The organism is Pleomorphomonas diazotrophica (genome assembly GCF_002844595.1).
In the GTDB taxonomy this organism is placed as follows: domain Bacteria; phylum Pseudomonadota; class Alphaproteobacteria; order Rhizobiales; family Pleomorphomonadaceae; genus Pleomorphomonas; species Pleomorphomonas diazotrophica.
The window spans coordinates 164,814-177,554 of sequence record NZ_PJNW01000002.1 but is presented as its reverse complement, the minus strand read 5'-3'; the positions used below and the strand labels follow the sequence as shown (position 1 = coordinate 177,554).

The 12,741-nt window shown below is 65.8% G+C and carries 14 protein-coding genes; 9 read left to right on the top strand and 5 right to left on the bottom strand.

Translation table 11 applies throughout. The annotated features are described in order from the left end of the window. The first annotated feature begins 58 nt into the window (after positions 1-58). The 6 genes from CXZ10_RS01830 (at position 59) to CXZ10_RS01805 (ending at position 4,039) form a co-directional block, all read left to right on the top strand. Positions 59-373, top strand: coding sequence for a BufA1 family periplasmic bufferin-type metallophore (locus CXZ10_RS01830; RefSeq protein ID WP_101287250.1), 315 nt, complete (start codon positions 59-61; stop codon positions 371-373). 145 nt (positions 374-518) lie between these two features. Beyond that, on the top strand, positions 519-1,427 hold the full coding sequence (gene bufB, locus CXZ10_RS01825; RefSeq protein ID WP_101288313.1) for an MNIO family bufferin maturase: 909 nt from the start codon (positions 519-521) through the stop codon (positions 1,425-1,427). Further along, the gene (locus tag CXZ10_RS01820; protein WP_101287249.1) at positions 1,414-2,220 is read left to right on the top strand and encodes an HvfC/BufC N-terminal domain-containing protein; all 807 of its coding nucleotides are present in this window, start codon (positions 1,414-1,416) and stop codon (positions 2,218-2,220) included. Before bufB ends, CXZ10_RS01820 begins: the two co-directional genes overlap by 14 nt. Further along, entirely contained in the window at positions 2,204-2,725 is a 522-nt protein-coding gene (locus CXZ10_RS01815; protein ID WP_101287248.1) for a DoxX family protein, read from the top strand. The genes CXZ10_RS01820 and CXZ10_RS01815 overlap by 17 nt, the downstream gene beginning before the upstream one ends. A gap of 125 nt (positions 2,726-2,850) precedes the next feature. Next, positions 2,851-3,417 carry a sigma-70 family RNA polymerase sigma factor gene (locus tag CXZ10_RS01810; protein WP_101287247.1) on the top strand — a complete coding sequence of 189 codons (567 nt, stop codon included), beginning with the start codon at positions 2,851-2,853 and terminating at the stop codon, positions 3,415-3,417. Then, a complete protein-coding gene (locus CXZ10_RS01805) occupies positions 3,404-4,039 on the top strand; it encodes an NrsF family protein (RefSeq protein WP_101287246.1) in 636 nt (211 codons plus the stop codon). Before CXZ10_RS01810 ends, CXZ10_RS01805 begins: the two co-directional genes overlap by 14 nt. 19 nt (positions 4,040-4,058) lie before the next feature. Here the strand turns inward: CXZ10_RS01805 and CXZ10_RS01800 are convergent, their stop codons facing one another. From CXZ10_RS01800 to CXZ10_RS01785, 4 genes are all read right to left on the bottom strand, one after another. Next, a complete protein-coding gene (locus CXZ10_RS01800) occupies positions 4,059-4,679 on the bottom strand; it encodes an ABC-type transport auxiliary lipoprotein family protein (protein WP_180335825.1) in 621 nt (206 codons plus the stop codon). Positions 4,680-4,899: 220 nt separating this feature from the next. Next, positions 4,900-6,552, bottom strand: coding sequence for an MlaD family protein (locus tag CXZ10_RS01795; protein WP_180335824.1), 1,653 nt, complete (start codon positions 6,550-6,552; stop codon positions 4,900-4,902). 8 nt (positions 6,553-6,560) lie between these two features. Then, the gene (locus CXZ10_RS01790; protein ID WP_101287243.1) at positions 6,561-7,355 is read right to left on the bottom strand and encodes an ABC transporter ATP-binding protein; all 795 of its coding nucleotides are present in this window, start codon (positions 7,353-7,355) and stop codon (positions 6,561-6,563) included. Positions 7,356-7,358: 3 nt separating this feature from the next. After that, positions 7,359-8,474 carry an ABC transporter permease gene (locus CXZ10_RS01785; RefSeq protein WP_244617098.1) on the bottom strand — a complete coding sequence of 372 codons (1,116 nt, stop codon included), beginning with the start codon at positions 8,472-8,474 and terminating at the stop codon, positions 7,359-7,361. A 369-nt stretch (positions 8,475-8,843) separates the two neighbouring features. On the opposite strand from CXZ10_RS01785, the gene dgcA reads away from it, so the two are divergent. Then, on the top strand, positions 8,844-9,824 hold the full coding sequence (dgcA, locus tag CXZ10_RS01780) for an N-acetyl-D-Glu racemase DgcA (protein WP_101287241.1): 981 nt from the start codon (positions 8,844-8,846) through the stop codon (positions 9,822-9,824). Here the strand turns inward: dgcA and CXZ10_RS01775 are convergent, their stop codons facing one another. Beyond that, a complete protein-coding gene (locus tag CXZ10_RS01775) occupies positions 9,825-11,024 on the bottom strand; it encodes an MFS transporter (protein WP_101287240.1) in 1,200 nt (399 codons plus the stop codon). Between the two features lie 151 nt (positions 11,025-11,175). Between CXZ10_RS01775 and CXZ10_RS01770 the strand changes: the two genes are divergently transcribed. Continuing rightward, a complete protein-coding gene (locus tag CXZ10_RS01770) occupies positions 11,176-12,495 on the top strand; it encodes a protein phosphatase CheZ (protein WP_101287239.1) in 1,320 nt (439 codons plus the stop codon). 44 nt (positions 12,496-12,539) lie between these two features. After that, positions 12,540-12,728, top strand: a complete 189-nt coding sequence (locus tag CXZ10_RS01765; protein ID WP_101287238.1) for a putative motility protein — start codon at positions 12,540-12,542, stop codon at positions 12,726-12,728. Positions 12,729-12,741 lie beyond the last annotated feature (13 nt).

The following is a 12,741-nucleotide window of genomic DNA, read 5'->3' as shown; positions in this document are numbered from 1 at the left end:
CCTCCGAGTTCCCTACGTGCCCAGGACAAAGGGCGCGTCTCGAAACACGGAGAACATCATGCTGAGGACTTCCGTCACCACCGCCCTTCTCGCCGGCGCTGTCACCACGGCCCTCGCCACCCTCGCGAGCGCCGCCCCGCTGACCCAGGCGGAGGCCGACGCCGCGATGGCCGCCAAGAAGGAGAAGTGCTACGGCGTGGCACTCAAGGGCCAGAACGACTGCGCCGCCGGTCCGGGCACGACCTGCCAGGGCACCTCGATGAAGGACTTCCAGGGCAACGCCTGGAAATTCGTTCAGGGCGGCACCTGCGCCTCGCTTGAGCTGCCGGGCGGTCGCCACGGCTCGCTCATGCCGCTCGACCGCGACATCTAGAGCGCTGTTCGATCTGACTGAATCAGATCGGCGCTCTAGGTTCTTGTTTGTGAAGCATCATCTTGCCGATCCTCGTTTCACTCCGGTCGGATGATGCTCTGACCCAAGCGTTCGGAAAGTGGAGGCGACCATGGCCAAAGCCGAAATGACGTCCAGCCTTTTGGAAACGGGCGCGGCGCTCCGCTTTCCGAGGATTTCGCCAGCCGGGCAGGCCGGCACCAGCTTCAAGCCGGAACACCTCGCAGCGATCATCGCCGAGAGCGGCCCGCAGGGCTTCTTCGAGGTGCACGCCGAGAACTACATGGGCGCCGGCGGCCCGCCGCATCGGGCGCTCGAACGCATACGCCGCGACTACCCCGTCTCCTTGCACGGCGTCTGCATGTCGCTGGGCGGCCCGCAGCCGCTCGACAGGGAGCATCTCGCGCGCTTCAAGACCCTGGTCGACCGCTACGAGCCGGCTCTCGTCTCCGAGCATCTAGCCTGGTCAACCCACCTCGACACCTATCTGAACGACCTCTTGCCCCTGCCCTATACCGCGGCGACGCTGTCCCACGTCTGCGACCACATCGATGAGATGCAGACTGCCATCGGCCGGCCGATCCTGCTGGAAAATCCCTCTACCTATGTGCTGTTCAAGGACTCCTCGATGAGCGAGACCGAGTTCATCAGCGAGATTTCGCGGCGAACCGGCTGCGGCCTGCTGCTCGACGTCAACAACGTCTTCGTGTCCGCCACCAATCACGGCTTCTCGGCGCTCGACTACCTCCGCGACTTCCCGCTGTCGAAGGTGGGCGAGATCCATCTCGCCGGCCATGCCGAACAGGCGGATGACGAAGGCGACCTGCTGCTGATCGACAGCCACGACGGACCGGTCGCCGATGCCGTCTGGCGCCTTTATGAAATCGTGATCGCCCGTCGCGGACCGGCTCCCACGCTGATCGAATGGGACAGCCAGATCCCCGACTGGCCGGTGCTTCGCGCCGAGGCGCTGGCCGCCCAGGCCATTCTGGATCGACACGCGGGCCATAGGGAGGCCTCCCATGCCCACGGCTGACATCCTGCCGCTGCCGCGGGCAGACTTCGCCGGCCCGTTTTCGGCCGCCCTACTCTTCCCCGACGCCGAAACGCCGGCGCTGGTGACCGGCCCGCGCGGCAAGCGGGCGGAGAAGCGCTACGACGTCTATCGAAACAACGTCACGGTCAGCCTGATCGCCGCTCTCGCCTCGATCTTCCCGGCGGTCGAGCGCATCACCGGGCCGGATTTCTTCCGCGCCATGGCCCGCTTCCACATCCGCGAGACGCCGCCGACCTCGCCATTGCTGTTCGACTATGGACGCAACTTTGCCGACTTCATCGACCGCTATGCCTACGCGCAGGACATGCCCTGGCTGTCCGATGTGGCTCGCATCGAGCGCCTGTGGCTCGACAGCTACCACGCTGCCGACGCACCAGTCCTTGCGGCCGAGGCGCTGGCGGCCGTACCGCCGGACGACCTGCCCGCCTTGAGGTTCCAGCCGCATCCGGCGGCGCGTCTGGTGTCCTCGCCCCATCCTGCCATCACCATCTTCGCCATGAACCGCGGTAGCGGTCCCGTCGGCCGCGTGGAGAACCAGTCCGAACACGGGCTGATTGCCCGGATCGATGACGAGGTGACGGTCCGCCGCCTGCACTCGGGCGTCTTCGCCTTTCTTCGGGCCCTCTTCGACGGAGACCCACTTGCGGCAGCCGCCGCAACCGCACTCGACGCCGACGCCGCTTTCGATCTTCCTGGGGCGATCGGCGAGATGATCTCCGCCGGGGCCTTCTCTCACATCCGGACAGAGGCCGATCATGTCGAGCACGCCTGATACCGTACCGCACACGAACGCCCGCCTCGGACTGGCGGGCGTCGTGGCGGCAGCCAGCCAACTGATCCGCGCCGCCGCGCAGCCGGACCTGGTGCAACTCGTCCTGCGCGTGGCACTTGCCGTTCCCTTCTGGCGCTCCGGCATTCTGAAATGGCAGGGCTTCCTGCAGTTGAACGAAACGGCAGTCGACCTGTTCAGCCAGGAGTTCATGCTGCACCTGCCGGGCGGCCCCTATCCCTTCCCCGCCCCGGCGGTAGTGGCCTTCCTCGCCGGCTGCGGCGAGATCGTCCTTCCGGCGCTTCTCGTTCTGGGCCTTGCCACCCGGTTCGCAGGTCTTGGTCTCCTGGTCATGACGGCCGTCGTCCAGCTCACCGTTCCCGATGGTTGGCCGATCCACATCACCTGGGCGGCGATGGCGCTTGCGGTCATGCGGCATGGGCAGGGCCGTCTGTCGCTCGACCACCTGGCTACCAGAGTCGCGGGCCTCCCCTTGCGCCCGTCATGACCGACGTCACAACACCCCACCGAGGTGGCGCGTTCTCTTGCCTTTTGCCCGACGATAGGCTCATCTCCCATCTCAACTCCGGCGCTGCCGAGTTGACGACGGCCCGCATCGGGGGATGGCGGCGGATGGACCACTCGGCCCGTGAAGAGGAATGGGCGGCTTGGATGCGGGCTGCGATGGCCGGCGATACGCTGGCCTATCATCGTTTCCTGAAGGCCGTTACGCCCTATCTCCGGTCGATTGCCCGCCGGCGCTGCGATCAGTTCGGCGCCCCGGCGAGCGACGTGGAAGACGTGGTACAGGAAGTCCTGCTGGCTGTTCATCTGAAGCGCGGCACCTGGGACATGTCTCGGCCGGTTGGTCCGTGGCTGTCGGCCATCGTGCGCAACAAACTGGTCGATAGCCTGCGTCGACGCGGCCGCCAAGTCAGCGTACGGATCGAAGACGTTATGGAAACGCTGGAAGCCACACGCCAGGATGAGGGCGCCGATCAGGTCGACGTCGATCGCATGGTCGACAGCCTGCGGGATCCGCAGCGTGAGATCGTGCGGTCCATCTCGCTCGGCGGCGCCGGCATTCGCGAAACGGCCGAGCGGCTGCAAATGACCGAAGGCGCCGTGCGGGTGGCCCTGCATCGGGCGCTCAAAGGACTGGCGGCCCTCTATCGGAGCGACAGACGTGCAAACGGATGACCTCATCACACTCCTGGCCAGGGATGCGCGGGTTCGGGTCCGCTTCGGCCCGCTGTTCCTGAGCGCGCTGGCAATCGGCGTGGTGCTCTCCGCCGGGCTGCTGCTGTCGACCTATGGCGTCCGCGATAACATGAGCGAGGCGATCGGCACGCCGCGTGTCGCCTTCAAGCTCGGACTGACGTTGCTTCTGGCAACCACCGCCACGCGCCTCGCCTTCCGTATCGGCAAACCGGGGGTGTCGCTGCGCTCAGCGAGCATGTCCCTGATCTTGCCGCTTGTCCTCTTGCTGGCCGGCATTGCGACCGAGCTGTTCGTCTTGCCGCGGGAGGCGTGGGGGGCGAGCATGAAGGGGCTGCACTGGAGCTTCTGCCTTGTCTTCGTGCCCACCCTGTCGATCGCTCCGCTTGCCGCCCTCCTCTACTCGGTCCGCCAGGGCGCTCCGGAACACCCCGGCATGGCCGGCGCCGCCGCGGGCCTTGCGGCCGGTGGCATCGCGGCGGCCATCTATGCCTGGCACTGCCCCGACGACAGCCCGTTGTTCGTGGCGACCTGGTACACGATCGCCATAGCCATAGTGACGGCGGCCGGCTTCCTGATCGGCCGGCGCTTTCTCCGCTGGTGAGGAGCGTGACGCCGAGGAGCTACAGCGCCCCGGCCGTCCAGACCACCACCTCGGCCACCGCCGCCGACGCGGCCTGATCGATGGCAGTGATGGCGTCCTTCGGCCGATCCGACGCGGCGGGACGGCTGACATCGAATACCTTGCTGGCCCGCACCTTGCCGTTGCGCTCGTCGAGCAGCTTGACGCCGAGCGTGACATGGGCGGCCGGCGAACCAGTGACGTCCAGCTCGAAGGCGCGGATGTCGACGATCACCTGATCGTCGATGGCGAGGCTTTCGCCCGGCTTGCCCACCGCCTTCACCCGGCCGGAGTTCTCGAAGGCGCGCACCATGATCGTCTGGATCAGCGGCGGCAACTCGTCCGACCAGGAGACACCGGGCAGATAGGAGATCGACCCGCCATCGGCGCGAACGGCAATGCGCGCCGAGGACAGGGCATCGCTGGCGTTCGGCAGCGGCACCAGGATTTGCGCCGAGGATCGTCTGGTCGAGCCGTCGAAAGCGGTTGGCGCGGCAAGGTCGAAAATGTCGTCGGGTTTGGGCGTCGACCCGAGACCGAGCGTCGAGCAGCCCGCAAGGCTGAAAACAAGGAGGACCGTCGCCAAAGAGGCCGTGCGCCGGCCCGAACGAACTGAAACCAACATAGCCTCCTAAAGCATCTGCCCGAAAAGTTGCAGACTTTTCGGAAAGCGCAAATGCGTAAAACCTAGAGCATCTGCGCGAGAAGTTGCAGACTTCTCGGAAGGCGCAAATGCGTAAACCCTAGAGCATCTGCGCGAGAAGTTGCAGACTTCTCGGAAGGCGCAGATGCGTGAAAAGCAACGCGCGACCGCGAGTATCGTTGCGAACCCTGGCCCTTTTCTATCTGCGCGGCGCGTACTCCGGTACGCCCTGCCCACCGAAGATGAACTGTTGCGGATTCCTTTCAACGCCCTGCAGCACACGGTCAAGACGCGCCAAGGCCTGCCGGCCCTGATCTGCGAGCGCCACCACGCTGTCGAGCCCCCGGCTCGAGAACTTCGAGACATTGTCGGCAATCGGCCCGACTTGCTGGTTGAGCTTGTCGGCCACCTCGCGGATCGATTTCGCCGCCGCCGTCGCCTCGGCGACAAGGCCCTGCCCATCGCCAGTGACGTAGCCGTCCACCTTCTGGAGAATGCCGTCGGCGCGCGCCGCGATGCCGTTCAGCTGTTCGGCCAGGGTGCGCGTGTCGCGGACGATGCGATCAACGTCGGGAGTGCGCGCATCGATGGTATCGCCGAGATTGGCGAGGCTGGCCGAGGCGCGGTTGACGTCGGCCATGATGGAGTCGATTTGCGGCTTGTAGCTTTTGAGCATGGCCGCGAAGTCGCTGACGTCGGTCACCGTCGAGCGGATCTTCGCCGGATCGACCGCCTCGACGACGCTGCGCGCCGCGCCGAGCGTCTGACGTGTGTCTTCCACCACCATGCCGAGAGAACCGGATGCCGCCGCAATATTCTGTGAGGCGGTGTCGACCGCCGATACCACAGAGCGCACCTTGTCGGTATCAACAGCCGCCAGCAGGGCATCGGCGCGGGCGGCCGTGGCGCGCAACTCGTCCGACGTTTCGGTGAGGCTCGCCACGAGACGGTCGACCTCCTGCGGGTCGACGGCGCCCAGGATGGTCTTCGCCTGGGCGATGGTCTCGTCGAGCGTCCGCGCCGCGTCGGCGACATTCTGGACGACGCCGTTCACCGTGGCCGGATCGATACCCTCGGCGATGACGTTGGCGCGCTCCAGCACGGCGTTGAGCTGTTCCGACGACTTGGCCAGTCGCTCTGTGATCTCCGTCACCCGCTTGGGATCGACGGCGTCGAGGATGCGCGTCACCTGCGCCGCCGCGCCCTTCAAGTCCTGAGCGATTTGCCCGATCGAGTCGGCAGCCGACGAGATCGACACCATCGCCTTGGAAATGTTGTCGGAATTGTCGGCCAGCGCTGCCGAGAACTTCTCGACGTTGTTGACGGTGCGATTGAAGGCCGGACCATTTTCTGTGATGAAGTCATCGATCGCCGCCATGGCGCTGTCGGCGCGTGTCAGCACGTTGCGGGCGCTTTCGAGAATGTCCTGGAAGGGCGAGATCTCGCCCAGCATGGTTGGCATGCCGTCTGGCGCCGCATCGAACAGGCCCGGCGCATTGCGCGAACCGCCTTCGAGCTGCAAGGTCGCCGCGCCCGTGAGGCCCTGATAGGACAGCATGGCCCGGGTATCGGTCTTGAGCGGCACGTCGCGGTTCACCCGGATCAGGGCGATGACGGTGCGCGGATCCTTCTCGTCGAGCCGGAGTTCCCGCACCTCGCCGATCTTGATGCCGTTGAACAGCACCGCCGATCCCGTGGAAAGACCAGTCACGGCGCCCGAGAACACCACCCGCACCTCGGCCTGCCGCTGGCTCTCGCCGGCGTTGCCGAGCCAGCCGAGGAACGCGAGGGCGACCGTCAGCATGACCAGGACGAAGCCGCCGATCACCGCATAGTTGGCCCGAGATTCCATGGCGTTTCCTATCCGAAGGTGAAGTGCTCGGCGCGCGGGCCGTTGAAGTAGGCGCGCACCCATGGGTGGTCGAAGGACTTGAGCTCGGCGAACGTTCCATCCACTAGAACGCGGCGGTTGCCCAGCACGGCGATGCGGTCCGTGATGGTGACGAGGCTATCGAGGTCGTGCGTCACCATGAACACGGTCAGGCCGAGCGTGTCACGCAGTTTCAGGATCAACTGGTCGAACTCGGCAGCGCCGATCGGGTCGAGCCCGGCGGTCGGCTCGTCGAGAAAGACGATGTCCGGATCGAGCGCCAAGGCCCGCGCCAGCGCCGCGCGCTTGATCATGCCACCCGACAACTCGGCCGGATACTTGGCGCAAGCATCGGCCGGCAGGCCGGCCATCTCGATCTTCAGCCGCGCCAGATCCTCGGCAAGGCCATCGGGCAGCCGCATGTGCTCGCGAAGCGGCACGGCCACGTTCTGAAGTACGGTGAGCGAGGAGAACAGCGCGCCCTGCTGGAACAGCACGCCCCAGCGGCGGCCGATATCCTGCCGCTCCTGGCCGGAGATGGCATCGAAATCCTTGCCGAACACCTTGATCGTGCCGGACGAACGCCTGTTGAGGCCGATGATCGTCCGAAGCAGCACCGACTTGCCGGTACCCGATCCGCCGACGATTCCAAGGATCTCGCCACGCCAGACGTCGATGTCGAGGCCGTCCAGGATCGGTTCGCCGGAAAAGCCGACGACCAGACCGCGAGCGGCGATCACCGCCTCCCGCTCTTCGTCATCCCGTCGCGCCGTCTCGCCGTTCATTGCTCAGATTCCGATCGTCGCGAAGATCATGGCGAAAACGCCGTCGGTCACCACCACCATGAAGATGGCCTTCACCACCGCAGCGGTGGTGTGCTCGCCGAGCGATTCGGCCGAGCCTTTCACCTTCATGCCCTCGATGGCGGCAATGAGGCCGATGATCGCCGCCATGAACGGCGCCTTGGCCAAGCCGATCATCACATAGGTGACCGTCAGCGCCGCCTTGAGACGGTCCAGGAACACGTCGGTGGGGATGCCGATGTAGAAGAGGCTCACCACCCAGGCACCGGCCAGCGCCGCAAGGTCTGCGACCAGCGTCAGGATCGGCAGCGCGATGATCAGCGCCAGGAGGCGCGGCAGCACCAGCACCTCGACCGGAGACAGGCCGAGCACCTTCAGCGCGTCGACCTCCTCGCGCATCTTCATCGATCCGATCTCGGCCGTGTAGGCGGCACCCGAACGGCCGGCGATCATGATGGCGGTGAGCAGCACGCCGATCTCGCGGCAGGTCAGAACGCCGACAAGGTCGACCACCAGGACGTCTGCGCCATAGGTGGAAAGGTAGAAGCCACCCTGCTGGGCGATGATCATGCCGATCAGGAAGCTCATCAGGCCGATGATCGGTACCGCCTGGATGGAGGCGCGGCTTATGTTGTTGAACAGGGCTGCCCAGCGCATGCGCCGCCGCAACAACAGCATGTCGAGGAAGCTCACCGATGCCTCGCCCAGCGTGGCCAGCAGCAGATAGGCATCGTCGATGATGCCGGCCGCGCCGCGTCCGATCTCCTCCAGCGTCCAGGTGATGGGATTGACGCGCACCGGCGCCGGCAGTTGCTCGCGGCCGAGCGGATCGATCTCGGCGATCAGTGTCGCCGCCGGTTTGGAAAAGGACCTGAGCTCGGACGAGCCGCCGGCCTCCTCCTGCTGGCGCATCAGACCGACCAGTGCCCAGGCGCCTGCGGTGTCGAACCGCCCGAGTTCGCTGCCATCGAACACGAGGTGCCGCCCAGCCGCCACCTTGCCGGCCACAGTGGGCAGCACCGTTCCGACGGTCTCCACCGTCCAGTCGCCGGCAATGCCGAGCACCGTCACATCGTCCCGCGCCCCATCCGCCGACCGCACGCCGCCGCTCCTCGAACACCCGCGCCACGCCCGGAAGCGCCGCATCCTCGTGCACGATACATCAGCCTCGCCTGCCGGCGCCAGCCTTCAAAGGCAGTCCGCGCGCTCCCAAAGTCGTGACATCACCCTAGACCAAAGATAAGGGTTTCGACATAGCGGTCCCCCTTTAAGGATTCCCATGTCGCCTTGATATCTCTACTCTGGGAGAATGATCGCACCGCGTCAGCCAGGCGTCCGTGGAGCAACTGATGGACAAAGTTGACCGAAACGGACAGTTGTTCGGTCCCCATGATATGGCGTTTCCCGGCCTGTCGCCGGTGGCACCGGCCAAAGCCGCCTTATCCGCGCGGAAATCAATGTGAGGTCGCCTTGCGTAAGCTCAGCATAGCCGTCGAGAGGTTTCCCATCGCCGGCACCTTCACCATCTCCCGCGGCTCCAAGACGGAGGCGGTCGTGGTGGTGGCCAGCATCAGCGAGGGCGCCGTATCGGGGCGTGGCGAAGGCGTCCCCTACGCCCATTACGGCGAGTCCGTCGACAGCGTCATCGCTGAGATTGAAAGCGCCCGCGACTTCATCGAGAAGGGCGGCGACCGCTTTGCGTTGCGCAACACGCTCGCCCCCGGCGCCGCTCGAAACGCCCTGGACTGTGCGCTGATCGACCTCGAAGCCAAGGCGACCCAGCGCGGCGTCGCCCATCTTCTCGGCTTGCCGCCGCTCGAACCGGTCAACACCGCCTTCACCATCTCGCTCGACAGCGTCGAGGCCATGGCTGCGGCCGCCAGGTCGGCCAGTGACCGGCCGACGCTGAAGGTGAAGCTCGGGGGCGACGGCGGCCGCGAGCGTCTCGTCGCCATCCGCCGGGCCGCGCCGAGGAGCCGCATCATCGTCGACGCCAACGAAGGTTGGACGCCGGAGATGTTCCCCGACATGATGGAGGCCTGCATCGAACTCGGCGTCGCCATGATCGAGCAGCCGCTGCCGGCCGACTCCGACGACTATCTCATCGAAGCCAAGCGGCCGGTGCCGGTCTGCGCCGACGAGAGCGCCCATACCTCGGCCGACATCAAGCGGCTGGTCGGCCGCTATGACGCCGTCAACGTCAAGCTCGACAAGACCGGTGGCCTCACCGAGGCACTGGACATGATCGCCGCCGCCGAGGAGGAAGGGCTGATCGTCATGGTCGGCTGCATGGTATCGAGCTCGCTCGCCATGGCACCGGCCTTCGTCGCCGCCCAGCGCGCCCAATATGCCGACATCGACGGCCCGCTTCTCTTGGCCCGCGACCGCCTGCCGGGCCTGATGTTCTCCGGCTCGATCGTCCACCCGCCCTACCCCGACCTCTGGGGCTGATCACCCCCGGGCAGCGGCTTCGCCTCCAGCGGTGACGGTGATCGTCGCATCATGGGCCGGCAGGCGCCTTGCGCCACCGCCGGCCGCCGTCAGGATGATCAGGCCGAGGATGGGGAAGATCGACATCACCACATAGACGTCCGAGCCGAGCGCCGGCACCAAGCGTCCGGCCAGCGCCGTGCCGAGCGCCATGGCGAGCCCGTTGAAGATGACGAAGGTGCCCTGCGCCGAGGCGGCGCGCTCGGTCGGCACCACCTCGCGCAGGAAGCGCATCAGGCCGATATGGGCGAGCGCGAAGGAGCCGGCGTGCATCACCTGCAAGACGAGCGTCGGCAACAGCGGCAGATCCAGCGAGAACAGCAGCCAGCGCAGGCAGCCAATCGTCGCGCCGCCGGCCATCAGCTTCAGCGGCGAGACGACGCGGAACATTCGCCCAGCCAGCGCGAACAGGATGATCTCGGCGATGACGCCAATGGCCCAAAAGATGCCGATGGTGAAGTCGGAAAAGCCGTTGGCGCGCCAGAGGATGGTGCCGAAGCTGTAGAGCGCGGCATGCCCCGCCTGGTTGACCGCATGCCCGAGCAGAACGGCGAGGAAGGCCGGCTTGCGCAGCACGGTGAGCGCCGCGGCCGAGGATTGGGCGGCGGCCGGCGGCGGTGGTGGAATAGCCACCGTCGACACCATGGCGATGGCAAAGCCGAACAGCACCAGGAGATAGACCGCCATCGACCCGGAATGATCCATGGCATAGCCGCCGACGACATTGCCCAGGATGAAGGAAACCGAGCCCCAGAGCCGCATCTTGCCGTATTCACCGAGGCCGTGGCGGTCCATGATCATGGCGAAAGCGTCGGCAAGCGGTCCGACGCAGTAGGACAGCACCAGGAGGACTGCGCCGACCGCCATGACCGTGACGTCGCCCTTGGCGATGCCGAACAGCAGGGCGAAGCCGAGCGTCAGGCCGATGACGCCGGCCATCACGTGGCGCCGGTCGCCCGCCCGGTCCGACAGGCCGCTGACCACCGGCATGGTGAACATGCGCATGACCTGCGGCGTCGCCAGCACGAAGGCGATCTGTTCGCCGCTCAGTCCCTTGACCTGCAACAGAACCGGAAAGAACGGGGTCATCACTCCATTGACGAAGAAGGCGATGGCGTAGAAGGCGCTCATCAAATAGGCGGGGGCAAAGCGCCCGATCATTCTTGTCAACGGAGCAACTCGGAATAAACTCGTTGTGAAGGATTCGCACCGATGATGGCAGCTCGCGGATTTGAATCGCTTGCCTGTCCTCGGCCGGCACTTTACCTGTAGCTTGGTCCGATTAGTCTACAAAGGGGTCTGCGGCGAAAATATGGAAAATTCGCAAGCCCTCTCGCCCTTGCGCGAATCCGATTACGAGGCGATCGAGGCCGCCGTCATGGAGACGGAAAAGGGCCGCTGGTTCCTCTTTGAATACGCCCGGCGCCATCGATCGGCCGATACCGATCAGGTGATGGGGGCCATCGGTCGCCTGGAAACCCTCTTGAGACGCGAGCGTCGCCCCGACGCCGATCGCATTCGCCTCGACATCGGCGAGATGAAGGATGCCATCGAGCGCACCAAGCTCGAAATCGCCCAGATCAAGAGTGACGGCCGCACCCCGCTGAGCCGCTTCGACCGTGCATCCAGCGAGCTCGACGCCATTGTCGAGCAGACCGAGGCGGCAACGTCGGAAATCCTCGGCTCGGCCGAGAAGATCCAGGAGTTCGCCTGGACGATGCGCGAGGCCGGCGTCGATAACGCCCTATGCGACGAGATCGAGAACCTCACCACCAATATCTACATGGCCTGCTCGTTCCAGGACCTCACCGGCCAGCGGACGCAGAAGGTCGTGCAGGTCCTGCGCTATCTTGAAAACCGCATCAATGCGATGATCGAGATCTGGGGCATGGACGACGACGAGGTGCACAAGTCCTCGGCCGACCGGCGCGTCGCCGTCAATGCCCACGATCATCGTCCCGACGCCCACCTGCTCAACGGCCCGGCGCTGGCCGGCGAAGGCATCGAGCAGCATATCGTCGATGACCTCCTGGTCGAGGATGCCGATGCCGACCGGGCGGCGCTCGACGCCGTGGCCCATCATGCCATCGACGAGATGGACTTCGACCGCATCGACGCCATGACCGCGCTCGACACGGCGCCGTCGATGGTCGGCGCCGACGGCCAGATCGACTTCGACGCCATTCCGACCGACGAGGACATGCCGCAAGACGCTGCCTCCCTCGCCGACAGCATCGACTTTGACACGATCGAAACCGACGAAGCGCCGCAGGACGCTGCTGCCCTCGCCGACAGCATCGACTTCGACGCCATCGAACCCGAGGACGCGCCGCAGGACGCTGCTGCCCTCGCCGACAGCATCGACTTCGACGCCATCGAACCCGCCGAGGACCAGCCCAAGACGGCGGCGGAACTGGCCGACAGCATCGACTTCGACGCCGTCCAAGCTGCGCCGGACGAGCCGGAGGCCGGCGACGAGCCGAGCGACGAAGCGCTGGCTATCGCCTCTGAAGCCGTCGACACGGCCATCGAGGCGCTGAAGGAAGTCTCGGATACCGTCCGCCAGGGCAAGGACACCGACGATCCCTTTGACCAGATGACCAAGGCGGAACGGCAGGCGCTGTTCTCCTGAGAGAACAGGACTTTGGCATCCAGAGCGGAAGGCGAGTACCGGAAATGGACGTTGCGACCACCGCCGCCACCATGATGCAGTCTGGCGCCAAGAGCGAGATCGGCATCGCGGCGTTGAAGATGGCGCTGAAGTCGGAACAATCGGCAGCGGCCCTTCTCAGCAAAGCCGTCGAGTCGGCCGCATCCGCCCCTCCCCCACCCGGCATGGGCAGGCAAGTGGACATGACCGTCTGACGGCAGCTCGCTG